Raw genomic sequence first — 22,933 nt, forward strand, 5'->3', positions numbered from 1 at the left:
CGAGGTCAAGCCGTCGCGAGCAGCTTGCGGATCCGCTTGGCCGACGGCTGGCCCTTGACGCCGAGCACCTGCGCGAACTGCGCGACGCGCAGCTCCTGGAGCATCCACCACGCGTCGCGAGCGGCCGCGGGCTTCGCGCGGACCTCCGCCTCCAGCTCGTGGATCGCGGCCATGCGGTCGCGGTCGACGGGGATGACGTCGGGCAGCTTCTCCAGCCGGCGGTCGGCGGCGCGCAGGTAGCGGACGACGTCGGGCAGCCGCGCCGCGCCGGTCGCGGCGACGAAGCCGGGGTAGACGAGCGAGCCGAGCTGCTGGGCGACGTCCTGGCGCGCATCGCGCAGCGGCGGCGCGATCATCGTCTCCATGCGGCGATGCAGGTCGGCGCGCGCGGCGAGGACCTCGACGACGTCGCGCATGACCGCCAGCGTCCGCTCGGCCAGCGAGCCCGCGACGTGGTCGCGCAGCTTGGCGAACGCCGCGGAGGTCCAGACCGGGCCGCCGGCCTCACCCATCAGCGCGTCGGCAGCGGCGTTGGCCGCATCGTCGACCACCGCGGCCAGCGACCCGTGCGGCGCGGAGGCCAGCGTCAGCTGCGCCTTGTTGTCCAACTTGCCGATCACCCACTTCGCGGGTGAGGGAATGCTGAGCCGCAGCAGGCGACGGGTGCCGGTGCGCATCGCGGCGTCCTGGGCGGCGCGCGACTCCAACATGCGGACGTCGACGTGGTCGCCGCGGTCGATCAGCGCCGGGAACGCGCGGCCCGCCTCGCCGGCCGACGGCAGCTTGATCTCGCGCGGCAGGACGTCGATCGACCACGAGGTCAGGCCGGTGTGCTCGAACTGCGCGGTGGCCGCGGAGAGCGCCTCGCGCAGTCGCGGGCGGACCTGGTCGCGGACCTGCTGGAGGTCGGTGCCGTGGGCGACGACCGCGCCGGTCTCGTCCTCGATCGAGAACGACATCTTGAGGTGGTCGGGCAATGACGTCGGGTCGAACGCGGCCGCGGGGACCAGCGTGCCCCGCAGCGCGCTGACCTCGCGGGCGAGGACCTCGGTCAGCGGGCCCGAGCGCGGCTTCATCCGCTCGACGGCCAGCCGCGCGGTCTCGGGCACCGGGACGAGCGGGCGGCGCAGCTCCTTCGGCAGGCCGCGCAGCAGCGCCGTGACCAGCTCCTCGCGGAACGCGGGGACGAGCCAGTCGAAGCCGACATCACGCACCTGGGCCAGCGTGGCGAGCGGGATGTGGACGGTGACGCCGTCGTGCTCGGAGCCCGGCACGAAGGCGTAGGTCAACTCGAAGGTGTGGTCGCCCTGGCGCCAGGCCGGCGGGCGGCCGGCGCCGGCGAGCGCGTCGCGCGCCTCGGGCCGGACGAGCAGCTCCAAGCTGTAGGTGAGCAGCTCGGGGTCCGTGCGGCGCGCGTCCTTCCACCAGCGGTCGAAGTGGCGGGCCGAGACGACCTTCTCGGGGATCCGCGCGTCGAAGAAGTCGTAGAGCGTCTGGTCGTCGACGAGCAGGTCGCGGCGGCGCTCGCGCTGCTCCAGCGCGTCGACCTCCTCCAGCGCGCGGGCGTTGTCGGCGAAGAAGCGGTGACGCGTGTCCCAGTCGCGCTCGACCAGCGCGCGGCGGATGAACAGGTCGCGGCTCAGCTCCGGGTCGATCGACGTGTAGGCGATCTTGCGCCCGGCGACGATCGGCAACCCGTACAACGTGACGCGCTCGGTCGCGACGACCGCGCCCCGACGGCGCTCCCAGCGCGGCTCGGAATAGGTGCGCTTGACGAGGTGCTCGGCGAGCGGCTCGACCATGGCCGGCTCGATCTTGGCGGCGGTCCGGCCGAAGAGGCGGGCGGTCTCGACCAGCTCGGCGACCATCACCCACGACGGCTGCTTGCGGGCCAGGGTCGAGCCGGGGAAGATCGAGAAGCGCGCGCCGCGGGCGCCCACATATTCACGCTTGGCCACGTCGCGGACGCCGATGTGCGACAACAGACCGCTCAAGAGGGCGGTGTGAATTTGGGTTGGCTCGGCCGGCTGTTGGTTGCGCGTGACGCCGAGCTCCTTGCTGGCCTGGCGCAGCTGGCCGACGAGGTCCTGCCACTCGCGCACGCGCAAGAAGTGCAGGAACTCGCTCTTCAACCGCTTGCGAAACTGGTTGCCGGTCAGCTCGCGCTGCTGCTCGCGGACGTAGTTCCACAGGTTGAGGTAGGCGATGAAGTCCGAGGCCTCGTCCTTGAAGCGCGCGTGCTGCTGGTCGGCCTGGGCCTGGAGCTCCTGCGGGCGCTCGCGCGGGTCCTGGATCGACAGCGCGGCGGCGATGACGATGACCTCGTCCACGCACGACAGGCGGTCGGCCTCCAGGATCATGCGCGCCATCCGCGGGTCGACGGGCAGGCGCGCGAGCTTGCGGCCGATCTGCGTGAGGCGCTTGCCGGGCGGCGCGTCGGGGTCCAGCGCGCCGAGCTCGTGCAGGAGGTTGACGCCGTCGCGGACCTGGCGCGCGTCGGGCGGGTCGAGGAACGGGAAGTCGGAGACCGCGCCGAGGTCCAGCGCGGCCATCTGGAGGATCACCGACGCGAGGTTCGTGCGCAGGATCTCGGGGTCGGTGAAGCGCGGGCGCTCGCTGAAGTCCTCCTCGGAGTAGAGGCGGATGCAGATGCCGTCGCTCGTGCGGCCGCAACGGCCCTTGCGCTGGTCGGCGCTCGCTTGCGAGATCGGCTCGATCGGCAGGCGCTGGACCTTCAGCCGCGCGCTGTAGCGGGACATGCGCGCGAAGCCGGGGTCGACCACGTACTTGATGCCCGGGACGGTGAGCGACGTTTCGGCGACGTTGGTGGCCAGGACGACGCGGCGGCCGCGATGTGATTGGAAGACGCGCTGCTGCTCGGCGGTGGAGAGGCGCGCGAACAGCGGCAGGACCTCGACGCTGTCGCCGAGCCGGCCGCGCAGGACATCGGCGGTGTCGCGGATCTCGCGCTCGCCGCTCAAGAACACCAGCACGTCGCCGTCGCGCGACTCGGCGAGCAGCTCGTCGACCGCGTCGCCGATCGCGTCGGGCTGGTCCTGCTCGGGCGCGTCGTCGTGGTAGCGGACCTCGACGGGGAACGTGCGACCGCTGACCTCCACGATCGGCGCGTCGGAGAAGTGCGAGGCGAACTGGCCGGGGTCGATCGTGGCCGAGGTGATGATCAGCTTCAGGTCCGGCCGCTTGGGCAGCAGCTGGTGCAGGAAGCCGAGCAGGAAGTCGATGTTCAACGAGCGCTCGTGGGCCTCGTCGATGATGATGGTGTCGTAGCGGCGCAGCAGCCGGTCGTGCTGGATCTCGGCCAGCAGCAGGCCGTCGGTCATCAGCCGCACGAGCGTGTCCTGGCCGGTGCGGTCGTTGAAGCGCACCGCGTAGCCGACGGCGTCGCCGATCGACACCTCCAACTCGCTCGCGATCCGCTCGGCGACCGTGCGCGCGGCCAGGCGTCGCGGCTGGGTGTGGGCGATCGTCCCGCGGATCCCGCGGCCGAGCTCCAGGCAGATCTTGGGGATCTGCGTGGTCTTGCCCGAGCCGGTCTCACCGGCGACGACGACAACTTGGTTGTCGCGGATCGCGGCGAGCAGGTCTTCGCGGCGAGCGGAGACCGGGAGCTGCTCGGGGTAGGTGATCTTCGGGACCGCGGCCCGGCGGCGCTCGATCCGCTGCGCGGCGGTGGCGAAGTCCCGGTCTAGGCGGGCCAATGCCTTCTCGTCGTCGGGATGACGGCGTGCGCGATCGAGCCGCCGCTTGAGGCGGTGGGCGTCGAGCAGCGTCAGCTCATCGAGGCGATCGTGAAGGTCGGCGAGGACCACACCTGTTCAGGATATGCGGCGCTAGGCCGACAGCTGGCCCGGGTCGACCAGCGGGCCGCTCGGATGCAGCTCCTCCTGGTCGTAGAGGCGGTACCACTCGCGGATGCGACCGCCCTCGACGCGGATCGCGCCACCGGTCGTGTGGCCGGCCGCGCCGTGGCAGTCGCCGCCCGTGCGCTCGACGAGCCGGGGTGGTGGTCGCGTTGACGTCCTCCATGCCCGTCAAGTCGACCACGAGCCATCGCGGAGCCGTAGGGTCGGGGTGGTATGGCCGGCGCCGTCCTTGACCTCCGCGCGCTCAACCGGGCGCTGCTCGCGCGGCAGTGGCTGCTCGACCCGCCGCGTGCCACGACCGCGCTGGAGGCGATCGAGCATCTTGGTGGCCTTCAGGCCCAGGACGTCAAGGCGCCGTACTTCCAGCTCTGGTCGCGTCTGGCCGACTTCGAGCCGGCCGAGCTCAGCGGCTTGCTGGAGCGTCGGGATGCGGTGCGGATCGTCGCCATGCGCGGGACGATCCATCTCGTCTCCGCCCGCGACGCGCCGCTGCTGCGCGCGCTGGCTCAGCCGGCGTTGAGCGGGCAGACGAACTCCAACCATCGGGTGCCGGAGGACGTCGACCGCGTGGCGCTCGCCGATGCGGGCCGTGCGTTGGTCGACGCCGAACCGCGCACGTTCGCGCAGCTGGCCGCCGAGCTCGGCGAGCGCTGGCCGCACGCGGATGGGCCGGCGCTGGCGCAGCAGGTCCGGGCCCGGGTCCCGCTCGTGCAGGTCCCGCCGCGTGGGCTATGGGGACGGAGCGGCCCGGCCGCGCACACCTCGCTGGCGAACTGGACCGGCGACGAGCCGCCGCCGCACGAGGACCTAAACCTCGCGCCCTTCGTCCTGCGCTACCTCGCCGCCTTTGGACCGGCGCGCCCTGCGGACTTCCAGAAGTGGTCGGGCCGCACCGGCGCCGCGCACGCCTTCGAGCGGCTGCGCAGTGACCACGAGTTAGTGGTGTTCGAGGACGAGCAAGGCCGCGAGCTCTTCGACCTGCCGGACGCGCCGCGCCCCGCCGGCGACACACCCGCGCCGCCACGCCTCACCGGCCCCTTCGACAACCTGATCCTGTCCCACGTCGACACGTCCCGCGTCCTGCCGCCGGCCCACAAGCCGCTCGTCATGACCCAGAACGGCCTGATCGCCGGGCTCGTCCTGCTCGACGGCTTCGTCGCGGGCAACTGGCGGATCAAGGCCACCAAGAAGCTCGCGACCGTCACGATCACCCAGTTCGGGAAGACCTACAACAAGCGCGACGCCGCCGCCGTCGCGCGCGAAGCCCACCGCCTGCTCGACGTCGTCGCGCCCACCGCGGCCGACCGCGACGTCGCGTTCGCCGCGCCTACGCCCGCTTGCTGACGATCCGCACCGTCGCGCCGCCCGACGGGATCATCGTCACGTTGCGGTGCACCGCGCGCTCAGGCTCTGGCGTCTCGTAGGTGATGTCCAGCCGGCGCGCCATCGTCTCCAGCACGACGCGCATCTCGGCCATCGCCAGCGCCGCGCCCAGGCAGCGCCGGATGCCGCCGCCGAAGGGGATCCACGTGTAGGTGCCGGGCTTGTTGCCCTCCCAGCGCTCCGGCCGGAACGCGAACGGGTCGGGGTAGACGTCCTCGCGGTGGTGCAGCAGCAGGATCGACATCGTCACCGGCGTGTCGGCCGGCACCGCGTAGTCGCCCAACCGCCACGGCAGCTTCACGCGCCGCCCGATGATCGGGATGACCGGCCGCGACCGCATCGCCTCCTGGATCGTCTGCTCGACGACCTTGGCGGACTCCGCGTCATCCCCGCCACGGACCGCGTCCCGGAGCCGGTCGTGCGCGTCCGGCGTGCGCACCAGCCGCTCCCACGTCCACGACAGCGAGTTGGCCGTCGTCTCGTGGCCGGCCAACACGAGCGTGAGCAGCTCGTCGCGGAGCTCCTGGTCGCTGAGCGCCTCGCCCTCCTCGGTCCGAGCCTGGAGCAGCAACGACAGGATGTCGCGGCGCTCTTCGAGGTCGCTGGCCTGGCGGCGTTCCGCGATGACCTGGTAGGTCGGCCGGTCCAGGAAGCCGAGCGCGTACTTCGTGATGCCAACCGGCTCATCGCGGCCGATGTTCATCAGCTCGGCGAGCTGCGCGGTCTTCCACGTCGATGCCTCGACCAGGCCGCGAACCGCGCGGCGCAGCGCGTGCTCGGGCGTGCCGCGCTCCGGCTTGCCCTCGATGCCGAAGATCCCCGACATGATCACGTCGAGCGTGATCGCCTGCATCCGCGGCGCGAGCGCGATCGTCTCGCCGACCGGCCACTTGTCGATCTCGCGATCGGCGGCGTCGGCGATCATCTCCATGTACTTGGCGATCGCCTCGCCGTGGAAGGACGGCAGCAGCAGCTTGCGCTGGCGCATGTGGCGCGGGCCGATCGCGGTCAGCACGGAGTTCGGCCCGACGATCGGCCGCAGCGGCGACTCGCCGGTGAGCGAGGGCGCCTGTTCGGGCTTGGCGGTGAACAGCGACTGCACGTGGTCGGGGTGCGACGTGATCACCGGGTCGCCGTCGACGATCCCGGCAAAGCGGAACGTCTCGCCCAGGCGACGGCGCCCGCCGAAGACGAAGTCGATCTGGCGCTGGTTGAAGCGCAGCGTCTGGAGCACGCGCGGGAGCTCGACCATCGGCGGCACCGGGTATCGCGCGGCCTCGGCGGCGTCGATCGGGCCCGCGGGAGACGGCGGGGCCGTCCCGATCAGGCTGGACGCGGGGATGGGGGCTTCGGGCGCAAGCGTCATGACACGAGCGAGTGTTCCATCAATCGGTGTAAAGAATGTGTGCGGTTCCGCACGCAAGCTGACCACGCGGTCAGGAGCGGTACCCCTCCGGGAGATTCCGGAGGCGGCGATGCGGGGACTTCCGACTACCGGCGGCGCGCCTGGAGCACCATGATCTGCAGCTATGGAGACCACGCCGCCACTGACCCGTCCGCGTGACGGCCGCGTGCTCGGCGGCGTCTGCGCCGGGCTTGCCGCGGCGTGCGGGCTGCCAGTCGGCGCGGTCCGGGTCGCGTTCGTCGCGGCGACCTTGGCCTTCGGGATCGGCGTCGTCGCCTACGTCGCATGCTGGCTGATCGTCCCCGGCGAGGACGAGCGCGGCGGACGCACGATCGTCGCGCTCGTCCTGGCCGGGGCAGGCGCGCTCGGCTTGGCGACCCTGGCCGCGCTGGGCGCCGCCGCGACGATCTTCGGCTTCGGCTGGGCGGTCGTGGCGATCGCGGCGGTCGCGCTCGTCGCGGGGCTGGCGTCCTGGCGGCGGCTTGGTCCCGGCTGGGCGCTGCTGCCGGTCGCGGCGCTCGTGCTGCCGTCGGTGGCGGTCGCCGCCGCGGGCGTGCAGGTGGCGCCGCAGACCTCCGACCAGGTCTTCGCGCCCGCCACCGCTGCCGACGTCGCGCCGACCTACCGCTCTGGCCTCGGGTACATGCTCGTCGACCTGCGTCGCACCGCGCTGCCGTCCCACGGCGAGGTCCGGATCCGGATCGCCGGCGGCCTGCGCAGGACGATCGTCGCGCTGCCCCACGACCGCTGCGTCTCGACGAGCGTCGAGTACGACGTGCGCTCGTTCGCCGCGCGCGCGGCGTCCGTCCTGCTCGGGCGGCCCTACCCGCTCTCCGACGACGTGGTGCTCTACGGCCAGACGCTCTACGGTCGGCGCGGCGGCATGGCGATCGGGGACGGCGGCCGCGGGCCGCGGGTCCATCTCGACTTCACCTCGGCCGGAGGCGGCCTCTACGTGCGTGACTACCCCGACGACGTCGATCCCCGGTCCGTCCCGGACTGGCCGCTGGACCCCGGCTACGTGCCATCGATGCCCGACACCACCGGCCTGAGCGCGAAGGCCAAGAAGCGCGTGCGCGCGAAGTGGCTGCCGCGCCACCGGGCGAACGTCGCCGCGCGGGCGACGTACCGGAAGGACCTCGCGGGTCCGTGCCTGGTCGACGGGGCCGGCTCGTGAGCGGCGAGGTCGCGCGCGAGAGCGTCACCGCCGATCCCGCGTGGCGGGCGACGGCGTTGGGCGGCACCGCGATGGTCCTCGGCCTGGCGCTCGCGCTGACCGACGCGGTGTGGCTGCGCGCGTCCGTCGCGGTCGCGCTGGCGGGTGCGGTCGTCGCCGCGTTCGTGCTCGCGCCGCGTGCGCTGGCCGCGGTGCAGCGCAGCCCGTCGCTCGTGATCGTGGCCGCGTTGCTGCTCGCGGGGGCCGCGTGGTTCTTGTTCGGCGCGGTCTGGCCGACGGGATCGCTGTCGCGCGCCGCGGGGGACGTCGCCCGTGCGCGGCTGTGGCCGCTGTTGCTGATGGCCGCGACCGCGACCGGCGGGGTGGTCCTGATCGCCGACGCCCTGCGCGTGCGCCGCGGCTCGCGCTGGCGGGCAATCACCGAGGGCAGCGCCCCGTTCCCGTGGTCGGCGGTCGTCGGCGTCCTGCTGGTCTGCTGGTCGGCGTTCCTCGGGCTAGGGCTCGCCAGGCCCTACATCGGCGATGATCCCGCGCGGTTGTTGATGGTGTTGGTGCTGGCGGGTGTCGGGGTCGCCGTGGTCGTCGGCACGCCGCTGCTGATCGCGAGCTTCGCGCGCGCCCGCGAGGCCGACCGAACGCGCTTTGCCGCGCACCTGCACGACTCGGTCTTGCAGACGCTCGCGCTCGTCCAGCGCCAGGCGAACGACCCGGAGGCCGTGGCGCGGCTGGCGCGCCGGCAGGAGCACGCGCTGCGGGCGTGGATGGCGGGGGAGGCCGAGCTGACGTCGGCGACGCTAGTCGGGGCGCTGCACGAGGTGGTGGACGCGGTCGAGGATGAGGCCGGCGTGGCGATCGAGCTGACCGCGCTCGGCGACCGGCCGCTGGACGCGCGCGGCGAGGCGCTCGTGGCGGCGGCGCGCGAGGCGCTGCGCAACGCGGCGCGCCATGGCGGCGGCGCGCCGGTCGTGGTCTTCGCGCAGATCGACGGCGGTGGGGCGGAGGTCTTCGTGCGCGACTCCGGGCCGGGCTTCGTCGTGGACGACGTGCCGGCTGAGCGCCGCGGGATCCGTGACGCGATCGTCGGGCGGATGGCGGCGGTGGGCGGCCGGGCGACGGTCGAGTCGGTGCCGGGCGAGGGCACCGAGGTGGCGCTGACGCTGTGAGCTCGCTTGCGCCCGCTGATCGTCTGCGCGTCGTCGTAGTTGATGACCATCACTTGTTCCGGGCGGGCGTGCGAGCCGAGCTGGGGGAGGCGTGCGACGTCGTGGGGGAGGCCGCGACGGTCGCCGAGGCGGCGGCGGTGATCGCGGACGCGCGGCCGGACGTCGTGCTGCTCGACGTCCACCTGCCCGACGGCGGGGGAGTCGCGGTGCTGCACGGCCTGGCCGCGGCCGCTGCGCCGCCCGCGGTCCTGGCGCTGTCGGTCTCCGATGCTGCGGAGGACGTCGTGCCGATGATCCGCGCGGGCGCGCTGGGCTACGTCACCAAGACCATCAACACGGACGACCTGATCGCGGCGATCCGCCAGGTGGCCGCGGGCGACGCCTACTTCAGCCCGCGCCTGGCTGCGTTCGTCCTCCAGGCGTTCAGCGCGCCGCCCACCGCGGTCGCCGACGAGGATCCGCTCGAAACGCTGACGCCGCGCGAGCGCGAGGTGCTGCACCACCTCGCGCGCGGCTACGCCTACAAGTCGATCGCCCACCGGCTGGGGATCGGGACGCGCACGGTCGAGTCGCACGTCCGCGCGGTCCTGCGCAAGCTCCAGTTGACCTCGCGCCACGAGGTCAGCCACTGGGCGGCGACGCGCGGGCTGCTCGAGGATGACCCGGGCGACGCCGCCGATCCGGACGCTGGCTCCGCCTAGCTCGCGGCCTTGGCCATCTCCCACGGCGCCTTGCCGGCCACAGCCTCGGCCAGCAGCGGCGTGAGGTGCTGCGCGACGTACTTCAGCGACAGCGGCGTCTCGAAGTACATGGCGCCGCTGAGGATCGGGTCGGTGAAGACCGCGTGATGGCCCTTGACCGCGTCCAGCGGCTTGAACGTCGGGATCTTCAGCAGGTTCTTGACGTCGGCGGGCTTCTCGGTGGCGAAGACCAGCACGTCGGCGTCGATGACGTCGAGGCGCTCGGCGGAGATCTCGGCCTGCGAGCCCGGCTCGGCCAGCGGCTTGATCTTGGGGTTGATCGTGAAGTCGAGCATCTCTAGGAACTCGGTGCCGAGGCCCTCGGGGTAGACGTACAACTTGCCGTCGTAGAACGCGTTCTGGCTGAACGTGACGGTCTTGCCCTTGAAGTCCGGGTGGGCGGCGGCCGCGTCGGCGAACGTCTTCTTGACGTCGGCGATGGCCTTGACGCCGGCGTCGTGCTGGCCCATCGCGTCGGCGATCAACTGGGTCTGGACGTCCCACGGCGAGAAGTACAACGTGCCGCCCTTGGGGCCCGGGATCGTCGGTGCCAGCGCCGACAGCTTCTTGAACATGTTCTTGTCCATGCCCGAGTTGGTGCCGATGATCAGGTCGGGTCGCAGCTTGGCGACGTTCTCGATGTCGATGCCGTCGTCGGCCTTCAAGACGGTGGGCTTGGTCTTCAGCAGCGGGTGCGCCCACGGCCAGGTCGCGTCGGGCTGGCCGCCGTACCATTCGGTGACGCCGACGGGCTGCTGGCCGAGCGCGAGCACGACGTCCTGCTCGGTCGAGCCGACCGTCACGATCCGCTGCGGCGCCTTATCCACCGTCGTCGTGCCGTACCGGTGCTCGACCGTGACGGGGAACGCCGTCTTCTCGGCGTTCGTCGCCGTCGTCTGCACGGCGGCAGAGCTGTTGTTGTCGTCATCGCTGCCGCAGCCGGCGGCGACGAGCAGGGCGAGGAGGAGCAGGACGGTGATGGGGAGGGAGCGAAGCGGACGCATGGTTAGGGGACCCTAACAGTCCGGCGCGTCAGGCAAGATGGTCGTCTCCCCGCAATGTCCCCATCGTCTCCCCGTCCCCGTCGTCGCGAGAAGCTGTCGGCCGCGCAAGCGCGGCGCGTCGCGCTGGCCGCGCAGGGGTTCGCGGAGCCGCCGCTCGAGCGTGAGGTGGATGCGCGGGCGCTGCGGGCGCGGGTGGTCGATCGGGTCGGGCTGATCCAGATCGACTCGGTCAACGTGCTGCAGCGGGCGCATTACCTGCCGGCGTTCGCCCGGCTAGGGGCCTACGACACGAACGCGCTCGACAAGCTCGCGCACTACGCGCCGCGGCGGCTGTTCGAGTATTGGGGCCATGAGGCGTCGCTGATCCCGGTCGAGCTGCACCCGCACCTGCGTTGGCGGATGCGCCGCGCGCATGACGACGCGTGGGGCGGGATGCGGGCGATCGCGCGCGACCGGCCCGAGCTGGTCGCCGCGGTGCTGGAGGACCTGCGTGCGCGCGGGCCGCTGACCGCGGCGCAGCTCGCCCACCACGACGAGCCGCGCGGCAAGAAGGGGCCGTGGTGGGACTGGTCTGACGTCAAGCGCTCGCTGGAGTTCTTGTTCTGGAGCGGCGAGATCACGAGCGCGCGGCGCCGCCGCTTCGAGCGGCTCTACGACGTGCCGGAGCGGGTCATCCCGGCGAAGGTGCTCACGACGCCGACGCCGTCCGACGAGGAGGCTCAGCGCGAGCTGCTGCGCGTGGCCGCCCGGTCTTTGGGCGTGGCGACGGCGACCGACCTGCGCGACTACTTCCGCCTGCCGGCCGCCGAGGCCAAGGACCGGATCGCCGAGCTCGTCGAGTCCGGCGAGCTGCTGCCGGTCGCCGTCGAGGGCTGGGCGCCGGACGCCTACCTCGCGCCGGGCGCGCGGATCCCGCGGCGCGTCGAGGCCCGCGCGCTGGTCGGCCCGTTCGACTCGCTGATCTGGGAGCGCCCGCGCGTCGAGCGCCTCTTCGGCATGCGCTACCGGATCGAGATCTACGTCCCCAAGCCCCAGCGCGTGCACGGCTACTACGTGCTGCCGCTGCTGCTCGGCGACCAGCTCGTGGCGCGGGTGGATCTCAAGGCGGACCGGGCGGCGTCGGCGCTGCTTGTCCAGGCCGCGCACGCCGAGCCGCTGGCCGGCGCCGACGCGCCGCCGCCGGGCGAGATCGCCGAGGCGCTGCTGGCCGAGCTGCGCTCGATGGCCTCCTGGCTCGGGCTCGACGACGTCACCATCGTCGGCGCCGGCGACCTCGCGCCCGCGTTGACCAAGGCGTACGGGTAGCCGCACGCCGAGCGCCCGGCGGGGGTTCCTGTTTAGCCGCTCGGGCTACGCCAGCGCCGGGACCAGCTCGCGGCCGATGCGTTCCACGAGCGCGAGGTCGCGGTGGTCCAAGTGCTGGATGAACGCGCGCGCCACGCCGAGCTGGTTGTAGTCCTTCAGCTGGGCGAGGAGCGCGTCGTAGCCGCCGTCGGGGATCGGTCCCATGGTCGAGAACGGGATCGGCTCCCGGCCGGCGGCGGCGCACGCGGCGTCGATGCGCGCCTTGCGCTCGACGATCTCCTCAGGCGTCGGCATGACCGTGTTGTACTCGTCGGCGTACTGGGCGGCCAGGCGCGCCGCGCGCGGGCCGGCGGCACCGCCAAGGATCAGCGGCGGGTGCGGCGTCTGGACCGGCTTGGGCTGGGCGTCGAGGTCGGCGATCGTGTAGTGCTCGCCGGTGAAGTTGTAGTGGTCGTCGGAGCCCCAGTGGCCGTCGTGGATGACCGCCAGCTGCTCCTCCATGACGTCCATGCGGTCCTTCAGCGGCGTGAACGGGAAGCCGTAGGCCGCGTGCTCGACCTCGTGCCAGCCGGTGCCCAGACCGAGCTCGATCCGGCCGCCGGAGACGTGGTCGGCGGTCGTAGCGAGCTTGGCGAGCACCGACGGATGGCGGAAACTCGCAGGCGAGACGAGCGTGCCGAGGCGCAGCGTCGTGGTCCGGGCTGCGAGCGCGTTGATCGTGCCCCAGGCGTCCAGCGCGCCCCGCTCACGGTGCCCAGAGACCGACACGTAGTGGTCGGACCGGAACAGCGCCTCGATCCCCGACGCCTCGCAGGTCTCGGCCAGCGCCACCCAGTCCTCCCAGGTGACGTCCTCCTGGCCCTCGATCATCAGCGCGATCCGCATGACCTACGTCATAGCGGATCGGCGGCGCGGCGAAGTGCTACTTCCGCGCCGGCTTCTTGTACTGGAAGGCGACCGACCCGGTGCCCTTCTTGCAAAGGTAGATGCCGGAGACGAACGTGCAGCCGAAGCCGTTGGCGCTGTAGCTCTTGCCCTTGGCGCGCTTGGCGACGGCCTTGGCGGTCGTGCACGAGACCTTCGAGGCGCGGATGTACTTCGCCTTGCCACCGTTGCTCGTGGCAACGTTGCCGCACTTCTTGGTGTTCTCCGCGCCCGGTGGAACCTTGGCGGCGAACGCGGTCGTGGAGGCGGCCAGCAGCGCGGCGGCGGCCAGGAGCGGAACGATCCGGGTCGTCATACACAAGACCGTACCTGACTCGCGCCGGCCCGTGTTGAAAATTCAAGCGGTCAAAATCAGCGCCCACAGACAGACGCCGAGCACGCACGCCGCACCGATCCGCACGGCCTGCGTGCGATCGCCTTCGCTGGAAACCGCTTCCTGCACCGCGAGCAAGATTCCGGCCAGCGGAACCACGATCGCGATGACGATTGGCAGCAGCTCTGCCGCGTTGCGCTTGATCCAGTACACGGGGTTGGATGCTGACAGCTCCGACGGCGGCGGTTAGTCTCGCGCCGTGGCAAGGATCAGCCCGACAGGGCAGGCACGCCCGTCAACCGCATGGATCCCGTAGTCCGCTCGACGGCTGGCCGGTCGCCGGCTGAGGGGATCGTGCGGCTGTTGGATGCTGCGGGCAAGACGAAGGGCACCGGGTTCTTCGTCTCGGAGGACGGGCTGATCGTCACGTGCACGCATGTCATCTCCGCGGCGCGCATGCCGGACGACACCGTCTGGATCGTGCCGCACGGGGCACCGGCCTCGACCTCGCCATCACGCGCCGAGGTCGATCGGGATCTGACGCGTGGCGAGGACGGAGAGGACATCGGGTTCCTGCGGCTGCTGGAGCTTCCGCCCGACGGCGTGAGCTGGCTGGCTTTGGCCGACGCCGAGCGGGCGCCGGGGGAGCGGCTGACCACGTTCGGCTTCCCTGGGAGCAAGCCGGTCGACGGGATGCCTGAGGTCGTCGAGGTCGTAGGTGTCACGACCGAGACCGGGTTCCCGGTCGTCCAGGTGCGCAGCAGCGTCGTCTCGCACGGCTTCAGCGGCGCGCCCGTGTGGGACGACCAAGGGTCTGTCGCCGGCGTGATCATCAGCGTCGCGTGCCCGGACGCGCTCGCGCGCCAAGCAGACGTGGCCTTCATGCGGCCGGCCCGGATGGTCGTCGAGATCTGCCCTGCGCTGCGAACCGACGATCCGAACCCCTATCGCGGCCTGGACGTCTTCGATCTCGGCGACGCCGACCTGTACTTCGGTCGTGACGCGGGGATCACCGAGTTGTTGTCGCTCTTGAGTCGCCACTCGATCGTGCCGATCGTCGGCGTCTCGGGCAGCGGCAAGTCGTCGCTGGCGCGCGCCGGGCTCGTGAAGGGCTTGAGGTCGTCGACGGTTCCAGGGCTTGCGGGGCGCGATGTCCGCGTGGTCGTCCCGGGGCCGACGCCCCTGCTCGACCTCGTCACCAGCGCGGTGCCGTCGAGGCTCGAAGGGACGCTCCGCGAGGCTGAGGCCCGGCTTCTCGACCGCTCCGTCGACGAGCTCACAGCGGCGATCCTTGCTCAGCTTGGTGGAACGATCCTGGTCATAGATCAGTTTGAGCGCGTGTTCTATGACCGCACGAGCGCGAAGGTTCGGGACCACATCGTCGCGATCGTGCTCGGCCTGGGCGCGGCCGGAGCTCGCTGCGTGCTGACGCTTCGCGCCGACTACTACGCGATCAGCCTGGCGCGGCCCGGGCTCGATCGCATCATGCAGGAGGCGCAGCTGACGCTGCTGCCGATGACCGACGCGGAGCTCATGGAGGCAATCACCGACCCTGCAGCGCTGCGCCGGCGGTCGTTCGAATCCGGGCTCCCGGAGCGGATCATCGCCGACGTCCGGGGCCGCACCGGCGATCTCCCGCTCCTGGAGTTCGCCCTCACGCGGCTGTGGGAGCTCAACGCCGGTCCTGGACCTCTGACGGTCGAGTCCTACCGACAGCTCGGCTATACCGCCGCGGACGGGCGCCAGTTCCCGGGCATCCAGGGCGCGGTGGCCGCGCGGGCCGAGGCGGTATGGGAGAGCCTTGGCCCCGGCGACCGGGACGCTGCGCGACGTGTCTTCGTCGAGCTGATCTCCGGTGGCAGGTCCCTGGACAGCGGTGACGAGGGCGCAGTGGCCGGGCGTGCCGCCTGGCTGAACGAGCTCGATGAGGCGGCCCAGTCGATCGCCAGGCAGCTCGCCGACGCCCGGCTGCTCACGATCGGGCGCTCGACGTTCGGCGACGAGGCGACCGTCGAGCTGAGCCACGATGCGCTGCTGCGCGCTTGGCCGACGCTGGCCGCGTGGGTGCAGGCGTATCGGCCGTTCACGATCTGGCGCGATCGTGACCTCGATCCGCTCTGGGAGCAGTGGGTGCGATCCGGCCACGATCCCGAGCTGCTCCTGCGGCCCGGGATGCTGTCAGCTGCGTCGCGGTACCTGGACGAGTTCGCCAGCGAGCTCACCGGATCGCGCGAGCAGTACATCCGCGAGAGCCTGGCCGCCGATCAGGCACGGCGTGACGCCGAGGTCGCGTCTGCCCGTCGTCGTGCCCTCCGGGCCGTCGCCGTCGCAGTCGGGTTCGCGGTCATCGCTGCCCTCGCGGTGGGCGGCTTCGCGGTGGCCCGCAACAACGCCCGTACCGCGCGAGAGACCGCGGCGCGGTATGACCGCCAACGCCACGTCGCCATCTCGGAGCGGCTCGCGGCCGCGGCGCTGGAGCAGGTCGGGCAGGACCCGGAGATCGCCTTGCTACTGGCGCGTGAAGCCGCCCGGAACGCCCGCACCAGTGGAGCCGAGAACGCGCTCCGCTCCGCCCTGACCTCGCGGCTGGAGCACACGCTCCCCGGTTCCGGCGACGCCATCAACGGCGTTGCGTTCTCTCCGCGCGGCGATCTCGCGGCAGTCTCGGTGGACGACGTCGTCCGGATCTACGACGTTGAGCGAGCGCGGCTGGTGCACACGATCCGGCCACACGCTGGCGATGGTCTGGCGATCGCGCTGGCGCGGAACACCGACACGCTCCTGATCGCGGGTACCGAGCGGGCCGGCACGTGGAACCTCAGGACCGGAGCGCGCATCGCGTTGGCCAGGGCCAAGACGCCGAGCGGCGACCCGTTCCTCGACGAGATCCACTGCTCGATCACCCCCGACGGCCGGCTGGCGACCTACGTCGGGAAGTCGAAGGCGATCGCCTGGGACACGCGCAGCGGGAGGCCTGTCCGCGTCCCGTGGACGCGGAGCGTGGCGCCGGTCTTCAGTGGCGACGGCTCGACCGTGGCGATCCAGCGTCGCGAACGCGATCTCGTGATCTACGACGCGGTTCACCAGCGGGTCATCCGGACGATCCGCAACGGCGAGCCGTTCTGGGCTCCGGCCTCGTTCGACGACCGCGGCCGGCGGGTGATGACCGAGGGTCACGGGAAGTTGCTCGTTCGCGAGGTTGGCGACGGCCGGGTGGTCTTGCGCCGCCGCGTCAGCCGAGCGGCGACGGCCCTGATCGATCCGTCCGGCCGTACCGTCGTCCTGGGGCCGAAAGGCCGTGGAATAGCCTGGTCCATCGCACTGGACAACGGCCGGCAGACCCGACTTCCCGTCGAGGACGTGGGCTTTCTCACGCTGTCGCCCGACGGCCACAGCGCCGTGGAGGCTCTGGACGATGGATCGCGTGCGTGGGACTTGGCCAGCGGCGTGCGCTTGGCCGACCTGCCGATGCAAGACCCGACGGGCACGGCGTACTTCGACCCTTACCGTCCTGTGATCCTGACCGAGGACAACGACGCGCATCTGCGCGTGTGGCACGTGACGGGCCGCGCGTTCGGGCGGACGCCTCCGACGACGACCGAGGCGATCGCCCTGAGCCCTGGCGGCAAGCTCCTCGCTGCGGTCGAAGGCCGGACGCTCCGGGTGCGCTCGGTGCCCGACGCCCGGTTGGTCAGGACGACCCCGGTGACGACGTACTCGCCGGGATCAGACCACGCGCTCGCCCACGGCTTCCTCTCGTTCGAGAACGGGACGCGGAGTCTACGCGCGGTCCTGGACGACAAGGTTGTCTATGACGTCGACCTGACGAGCGGCAAGGCCAACGCCGCCGCCATCGGGGCTAACGTCGCGACGATGACGACGAAAGGGACGGTCGTCGAGCTCGGGTACGGCGACCGCCGGGCGTGGGCGGACGTGCGCAGGCCAGGTACGAACCACCCCACACCGCGCGTCTACGGGCCCGTGGACAGCAGGGTATACGGCGGCATCGAAGACGCGGCGTCGAGCGACGACGGGCGCCTCTTGGCGATGGTGACGACGAGCGGTGACGCGGAGATCCGCGACTCTGGCACCCAGAAGCTCCTGGGAGCGTTCCGTGGGAAGTCCCTGCAGAAGACGGCCGTCGATCCCTCCGGCTCCAAGGTCGCGTTCGTCAGCGCCACCGGCACCGTGTTCCTCTGGACCCGTGGCAACGGGCGGTTCGTGCCGCTGAAGGACGGCGTGCAGATCCTGTCGTTCCAGAGCGCGTTCGGAGGGATCTCGGATCTGGCGTTCAGCCCCGACGGCGGTCTGCTCATCGCCAGGAACCCGATCCTGTCGGTCGTCGAGGTGCTAAGCGCCGACACCGGGATGCGAATCGCACGGATCGAGCATGCTGAAGACGTCGCGATCAGCCCGGACGGCGCGTACATCGCCGTGGGACGAGAGAAGCATCCAGTGGTCGTCGATCGCTGCGACGCCTGCGGCACATGGAGCCAGCTCGTAGAACGCGCCGATCGTCGGATTCGGCGTGGGTTCAGCGCCGCTGAGCGGGTGCGGTTTCTGCTGCCCGGGTGATGGCTGGAATTATGGAAACGATCAGGAGGATGTAGATGTCGACCCAGATCCTGGAAGTCGAGACGACGGAGGGCATCGCCAAGTTCGAGGTCGAGGACCATCGTCCGCCGGGCCCGGAACGCGTCGCCAGCGACGGGCGGCGTTCGGTCGCAAAGCTGGCGCATTCGCTGGAGGACATCCTGCGGCCGGCTCGGCCTGCGGCCGAAGCGGTCGTGGAGACGTTCCGCGCGATGGCTCCCGACGAGATCGAGGTGGAGTTCGGGCTCGAGGTCGACGCGGAGGCGGGCGTCGTCTTCGCCAAGTCAGGTGCCAAAGCGCACTTCACCGTGTCGCTGAAGTGGACGTCTGCCTCCTCCTAAGCCCCTTCTTCGTGCCCGGTTCACATAACGCTGATTAGCGGGCATTGATGGTGACGAAAGGGCCTGCTCCTCCGCGCTTTCGGGAAGATCCCGCGCATGGTCCGGGCTCGGGTGGTGGCAGTTACGGTGGTGCTGGTCGGAATCGTCTGTGGCGATGCGGTGGCGGCGGTGCGGCTGGTTGGGCCTGGGCATCCGTATGCGAAGCCGTGTGCGGCGATTGCCGCGGCGAGTCCTGGCGATGTGGTTCAGATCGATGCGGCTGGCAACGGCGGTTATGACGGCGATGTCTGCGCGTCGGGTGTCGCGAACCTGACGATCGAAGGTGTCAACGGCCGGGCGCGGATCGATGCGGCTGGACAGAGCAGCGGCGGCAAGGCGATCTGGGTGCTGTCGGGTGCCGGCACGGTCGTGCGCAATGTGGAGTTGAGCGGTGCGAAGGTGCCGGATCGCAACGGCGCTGGGATTCGGCTCGAGGGCGGCTCGCTGACGCTCGTCGGGTCCTCCCTGCACGACAACGAGGACGGGATCCTGGTCGGGAACGTCGGGACGATCGACCTGACGATCGAAGGATCCGAGTTCTCCAACAACGGCTACGGCGACGGGTACTCGCACAACATCTACGTCGGCGCGATCCATCGGTTCACCATGCGCTACAGCGCCTCGCGTGGCGCGAAGGTCGGGCACCTGGTCAAGTCGCGGGCGGCGATCAACGACATCAGCTACAACCGGCTGACCGGCGAGAGCTCGACCGACTCCTATGAGATCGACCTGCCCAACGGCGGGCGCTCGAATCTCGTGGGCAACATAATTGAGCAGGGGCCGAAGAGCGAGAACCCCACCCTGTTGGCCTACGGCCTCGAAGGCGCGTCCAACGCGGACTCGCAGCTGACGGTCGTCAACAACACGTTCGTCAACGACCGGCCCGGGAACGCGACGGCGGTCAACGTCGACGGCAGCGTCACGAGTCCCGCGATCATCGCCAACAACATCGCGGTCGGGACGACGACGGTCGTCACCCAGGGCTCCGCGTCCTTGTCAGGCAACTGCCTGGTCGCCGATCCGGCCTTCGTCGATCGCAATGTCCTTGACTACCACTTGCGCGAGGGTTCGCCGTGCCGTGAGATCGGTGACCCGGCGCCGGCCGGCGGCAGCGGCCTGCCGACCGAGCAGTACGTGTACGACTTGGGCCACGAGCCGCGGGCCACCTACGGCACCGGCCCGGACGCCGGCGCGTTCGAGTGGGCGCCAGCGGGAAGCGGCGGAGGCGGCGCGTTGCCGACGCCCGCGCCCGGCGGCGGGACCACCACGACCAAGTCACCGCTGTCGGTCACCGCTCAGCGCGTGCGCCGTGACGGCAGCCTTCGACTTACCGTAAAGGTCACCGGTGCCGGCCGCGTGTCGGCGACCGCACGCGCCAGGATCGGCGCGACGAAGCGCATCACCTACGCGTCCGGTGCGGCCCGTCGTGCCCGGCGGGCGGGCACGCTCACCCTGACGCTAAAGCCGACGCGCATCGATGCCCGCACGCTGCGCCGCAAGCACCGGCTCACGCTGACCGTGACGACCACGTTCCGACCGACATCAGGCGCCAAGGCAGCGACCCGAACGACGACGCTGAAGCTGCGCCGGACGGCGGCGGCCGTGCGACGCGGTTGATGGCGCGCCCGCCCTCCAGGTGAGAAGATGAGCGGCATGCCGCGGTTCCTGCTGGAGCGCACGCTCGGCGACATCACGAGCGAGGAGCTGGACGCGATGGCGGCCAAGTCCTCGGAGCTCCGTGACGCCCGCTATCCGCAGATCACGTGGGAGCACACGCACGTGGTGCAGACCGACGTGGGTCTGAAGGCGTTCTGCATCTACGCGTCGCTTGATGCCGAGAGCATCGAGGCCCATTCGGCGGAGCTCGGCATGCCGATCGACCGCCTCCACGAGGTCATGGCCGACCTCGCGCCGTGAAACGCGGGCTCCGCGGACACGGGTTCGTAACAGCATCGCGCGTGGAGCTGTCGAAATGGTGGGTGATGACGCGCGTGGATCTCCACCTTCACCTGCTGCCCGGCGTCGACGACGGCGCGCCCGACGAGGCGACGGCGCTGGAGCACGCCGCGCGGATGGCCGCCGATGGCGTGCACGTCGCGACCGTCACGCCGCACGTCGGCTCGCCGTTCTTCGACACGGTCGTCGAGGAGATCGCCGAGCGGACCTCGGCGTTGCAGCGCGCGCTGGACCGCGAAGGGATCGCGTTGCGCGTCGAGGCGGGTGGCGAGATCTACCCGGGCGCGGCGGTGGGATTGAGCGCGCGGCAGCTTGACGTGATCGCTCACGGTCCGTCCAACGCTCGCTGGGTCCTGGCCGAGGTCCCGTTCGCAGGCGTCGACGCCGCGTTCGCTGACAGTCTCGCCGAGATCCGCGCCAAGGGCTTCGGGATCGTCATCGCACACCCCGAGCGCGCCACCGGGCTGCTGACCGACGGCGGCCTGGCCCGGCTGCGGCCGGCGCTCCAGGATGGCGCGGTCTTACAAGTCAATGCCTGCTCGCTGCTGGGCCGCCAGGGTCCGGAAGCCCAGGACGCTGCGCGCCGGCTGATCCGCGCGCGGTTGGCCTACATCATCGCGTCCGACGGCCATCCCGGCACGCGGTCCCACACGCTCGCCGCCGGCGAGCCCGCGGCGCTCCAGGCCGGCGCCTCCTCCGCCCAGGTCGTGCAGCTGACCCAGGCCAACCCGCGCTTCCTGCTGCGCCACGGCCTCCCCCGCGTAGACACGCCCCTCCCCCTCCGCGCTGACGGCCTCCGCCACGCCCGCGCGGCAGCACGTCGCCTGCGCCCTGGCGTGCGAGGATGAGCGGCGTGAGCATCGTCAAGATCAACGCCATCACCGTCCCGCGCGACCGCTTCGACGAGTTCGCGCACCGCTTCGCCACCCGCGCCGGCAAGGTCTCCTCGGCCGAAGGCTTCGAGGGCTTCCAGTTGCTGCGGCCCAACGACGAGCGCGAGACCTGCCTGGTCATCACCCAGTGGGCCTCCGAGGACGCCTTCAACGCCTGGGTCCGCAGCCCCGACTTCGCCGCCGGCCACGCTCAGCACCGCGAGTCCGGCCCGGTCGGCACGAACTCGGAGATCTGGTCTTTCGACGTGCTGGAGACCGAGGTCCCGAGCGCGGGCTGAACGCCACGCTGGCAGCCGAAGCGCAGTCGGCTGGATGAGGCTTCGCGCAGGCGTTCAGACCGGCGGGCGGCGCTCACTCCAGGGCAGGGCGTCCTCGAGTTGGGTGGCGACCCTGAGCAGGACCTCCTCCCCCGGCGCCATCAGCTGGACGCCGACCGGCAGGCCGTCGACGTGGCCGAGCGGCAGCGAGATCGCGGCCCAGCCGGTGACATTGGCCAACGCGGTCCAGCCGGTGGCGGCGGTCTCGACCTCGAAGAAGGCCTCGACGGTGCCGCGCGAGGACGACAGGTCGCCCGGATGCGGCGGCAGGACGTTCAGCGTTGGCGCGAGCAGGACGTCGGCGGTCGTGAACGCGGCGGCCGCTAGGCGGGTCTGAGCGTGCAGCGTGTCGACCGCGTCGGCGTGCTCGATCCCGCTGACGGTCTTGCCCTCGCGGACCATGCCCCACGTCACCGGGTCGAGCTCGTCCGCGCGCGGGCTGCGGCCGAGGTGCTCGGCGACGAACGCGAACGTGCGCGCGTTGTCCACCGCATGGACAACCGAGATCGCGTGGACGACGGCCTCGGCGTCGATCTGCGGGACGTCGGTGACGAGCGTGTGGCCGAGCGCCTCCAGCCCGCGGGCGGCAGCGTCGGCGACGGCCTGCACGCGCGGGTCGACCGTGCCCGGGAACGGCGGGCCGGGCGCGTTCATGACCACCAACTTGCCCGGGTCGGCGCCGACCTCCGAGACGAACGAGGAGAGCGGCCCGCCGACCCCGTACGGATCACCGGGCGCGGCGCCCGCGATGACGTCGAGCAGAACTGCGGTGTCGAGCACGGTGCGGGTCAAAGCGTGCTTGTTGACGAGCCCGTCGAGCGCCTGCCCGGCGCCGGGCGCGAACGACGACCGTCCGCGGCGCGGCTTCAGTCCGACGAGCCCGCAACACGCGGCCGGGACGCGGATCGAGCCGGTGCCGTCGCTGCCGGACGCGGCCGCCACGACGCCCGCCGCCACGCACGCGGCCGAGCCGCCGCTGCTGCCGCCCGGCGAGCGATCCAATGCCCATGGGTTGGCCGTGCCGTCGGTCGCGCAGTGGTTGCCGAACTCCGGCGTGGCGGTCCTCCCCACGACGATCATCCCGGCGTCCTCGTAGCGCTGGACCGACCAGGCGGTCTCGGTCGCGATGTGATCTCGCAGCGCCCGCGAGCCCATCCGTTCCGGCTTGCCCTCCTGCGGCTCACCCAAGTCCTTCAACAAGAACGGCACGCCGGCCAGCGGCCCATCGCCGAGCCGGGCGGTGCGCGCCCGCTCTCGTGCGGCCTCGAAGTCGTCGTGGACGACCGCGTTCAGCCCGCGTGTCGCCTCGATCCGGGCGATCGCCGCGTCGACCAGCTCCAGCGCGCTCACCTGCCGGTCGCGGACCAGCGCCGCCTGTTCGACCGCCGACCGCCACATGAGGTCATCGCTCATGGAGGGCGAGGCTAGGCGCCAAAAGCCGGTCCGTCACTGGCCCGGGGCTTCAAATCACCCGC

The 22,933-nt window shown here is 71.5% G+C and carries 18 protein-coding genes; 11 read left to right on the forward strand and 7 right to left on the reverse strand.

What is annotated here, in order from left to right; all coding sequences use genetic code 11:
• Positions 1–5 precede the first annotated feature (5 nt).
• Positions 6–3,830, reverse strand: a complete 3,825-nt coding sequence (gene hrpA, locus ACT01A_RS01230; protein ID WP_445150418.1) for an ATP-dependent RNA helicase HrpA — start codon at positions 3,828–3,830, stop codon at positions 6–8.
• 267 nt (positions 3,831–4,097) lie between these two features.
• Here hrpA and ACT01A_RS01235 point away from each other — a divergent pair, with 267 nt between their 5' ends.
• A complete protein-coding gene (locus ACT01A_RS01235; protein ID WP_445150419.1) occupies positions 4,098–5,228 on the forward strand; it encodes a winged helix DNA-binding domain-containing protein in 1,131 nt (376 codons plus the stop codon).
• On the opposite strand, the gene ACT01A_RS01240 is transcribed toward ACT01A_RS01235, so the two are convergent.
• Positions 5,212–6,633 carry a cytochrome P450 gene (locus tag ACT01A_RS01240; protein WP_445150420.1) on the reverse strand — a complete coding sequence of 474 codons (1,422 nt, stop codon included), beginning with the start codon at positions 6,631–6,633 and terminating at the stop codon, positions 5,212–5,214. The two genes, ACT01A_RS01235 and ACT01A_RS01240, sit on opposite strands and share 17 nt — an antisense overlap.
• 163 nt (positions 6,634–6,796) lie before the next feature.
• Between ACT01A_RS01240 and ACT01A_RS01245 the strand changes: the two genes are divergently transcribed.
• The 3 genes from ACT01A_RS01245 to ACT01A_RS01255 are packed head-to-tail and all read left to right on the forward strand — an operon-like array spanning position 6,797 to position 9,713.
• The gene (locus tag ACT01A_RS01245; RefSeq protein WP_445150421.1) at positions 6,797–7,849 is read left to right on the forward strand and encodes a PspC domain-containing protein; all 1,053 of its coding nucleotides are present in this window, start codon (positions 6,797–6,799) and stop codon (positions 7,847–7,849) included.
• A complete protein-coding gene (locus tag ACT01A_RS01250; protein ID WP_445150422.1) occupies positions 7,846–9,012 on the forward strand; it encodes a sensor histidine kinase in 1,167 nt (388 codons plus the stop codon). The genes ACT01A_RS01245 and ACT01A_RS01250 overlap by 4 nt, the downstream gene beginning before the upstream one ends.
• Positions 9,009–9,713 carry a response regulator gene (locus ACT01A_RS01255; protein WP_445150423.1) on the forward strand — a complete coding sequence of 235 codons (705 nt, stop codon included), beginning with the start codon at positions 9,009–9,011 and terminating at the stop codon, positions 9,711–9,713. Before ACT01A_RS01250 ends, ACT01A_RS01255 begins: the two co-directional genes overlap by 4 nt.
• Here the strand turns inward: ACT01A_RS01255 and ACT01A_RS01260 are convergent.
• Entirely contained in the window at positions 9,710–10,756 is a 1,047-nt protein-coding gene (locus ACT01A_RS01260; RefSeq protein ID WP_445150424.1) for an ABC transporter substrate-binding protein, read from the reverse strand. The two genes, ACT01A_RS01255 and ACT01A_RS01260, sit on opposite strands and share 4 nt — an antisense overlap.
• A gap of 54 nt (positions 10,757–10,810) precedes the next feature.
• On the opposite strand from ACT01A_RS01260, the gene ACT01A_RS01265 reads away from it, so the two are divergent.
• Complete coding sequence (locus ACT01A_RS01265) at positions 10,811–12,061, forward strand: winged helix-turn-helix domain-containing protein (RefSeq protein WP_445150425.1); 1,251 nt, start codon at positions 10,811–10,813, stop codon at positions 12,059–12,061.
• 45 nt (positions 12,062–12,106) lie between these two features.
• On the opposite strand, the gene ACT01A_RS01270 is transcribed toward ACT01A_RS01265, so the two are convergent.
• Genes ACT01A_RS01270 through ACT01A_RS01280 form a run of 3 tightly spaced genes read right to left on the reverse strand, consistent with a single transcriptional unit; the run spans position 12,107 to position 13,532 of the window.
• Positions 12,107–12,946 (reverse strand): TIGR03560 family F420-dependent LLM class oxidoreductase, encoded by an 840-nt coding sequence (locus ACT01A_RS01270; RefSeq protein ID WP_445150426.1) that lies wholly within the window; start codon positions 12,944–12,946, stop codon positions 12,107–12,109.
• 37 nt (positions 12,947–12,983) lie between these two features.
• A complete protein-coding gene (locus tag ACT01A_RS01275) occupies positions 12,984–13,301 on the reverse strand; it encodes a hypothetical protein (protein ID WP_445150427.1) in 318 nt (105 codons plus the stop codon).
• 42 nt (positions 13,302–13,343) lie between these two features.
• A complete protein-coding gene (locus ACT01A_RS01280; protein ID WP_445150428.1) occupies positions 13,344–13,532 on the reverse strand; it encodes a hypothetical protein in 189 nt (62 codons plus the stop codon).
• A gap of 90 nt (positions 13,533–13,622) precedes the next feature.
• On the opposite strand from ACT01A_RS01280, the gene ACT01A_RS01285 reads away from it, so the two are divergent.
• The 6 genes from ACT01A_RS01285 to ACT01A_RS01310 all read left to right on the forward strand — a co-directional run bounded on the left by ACT01A_RS01285 (position 13,623) and on the right by ACT01A_RS01310 (position 21,419).
• Positions 13,623–17,894: an nSTAND1 domain-containing NTPase gene (locus tag ACT01A_RS01285; RefSeq protein WP_445150429.1), complete on the forward strand. Its 4,272-nt coding sequence runs from the start codon at positions 13,623–13,625 to the stop codon at positions 17,892–17,894.
• 35 nt (positions 17,895–17,929) lie between these two features.
• The gene (locus ACT01A_RS01290; protein WP_445150430.1) at positions 17,930–18,253 is read left to right on the forward strand and encodes a CU044_2847 family protein; all 324 of its coding nucleotides are present in this window, start codon (positions 17,930–17,932) and stop codon (positions 18,251–18,253) included.
• 240 nt (positions 18,254–18,493) lie between these two features.
• Complete coding sequence (locus tag ACT01A_RS01295; RefSeq protein ID WP_445150431.1) at positions 18,494–19,909, forward strand: hypothetical protein; 1,416 nt, start codon at positions 18,494–18,496, stop codon at positions 19,907–19,909.
• Between the two features lie 36 nt (positions 19,910–19,945).
• Positions 19,946–20,209, forward strand: coding sequence for a nickel-binding protein (locus ACT01A_RS01300; RefSeq protein ID WP_445150432.1), 264 nt, complete (start codon positions 19,946–19,948; stop codon positions 20,207–20,209).
• A 41-nt stretch (positions 20,210–20,250) separates the two neighbouring features.
• Positions 20,251–21,096 (forward strand): tyrosine-protein phosphatase, encoded by an 846-nt coding sequence (locus ACT01A_RS01305; protein WP_445150433.1) that lies wholly within the window; start codon positions 20,251–20,253, stop codon positions 21,094–21,096.
• 5 nt (positions 21,097–21,101) lie between these two features.
• Positions 21,102–21,419, forward strand: a complete 318-nt coding sequence (locus ACT01A_RS01310; RefSeq protein ID WP_445150434.1) for an antibiotic biosynthesis monooxygenase family protein — start codon at positions 21,102–21,104, stop codon at positions 21,417–21,419.
• Positions 21,420–21,473: 54 nt separating this feature from the next.
• Here ACT01A_RS01310 and ACT01A_RS01315 read toward each other — a convergent pair whose 3' ends face one another.
• The gene (locus ACT01A_RS01315; protein WP_445150435.1) at positions 21,474–22,871 is read right to left on the reverse strand and encodes an amidase; all 1,398 of its coding nucleotides are present in this window, start codon (positions 22,869–22,871) and stop codon (positions 21,474–21,476) included.
• Positions 22,872–22,933 lie beyond the last annotated feature (62 nt).

It is taken from the genome of Baekduia sp. Peel2402 (assembly GCF_052567285.1).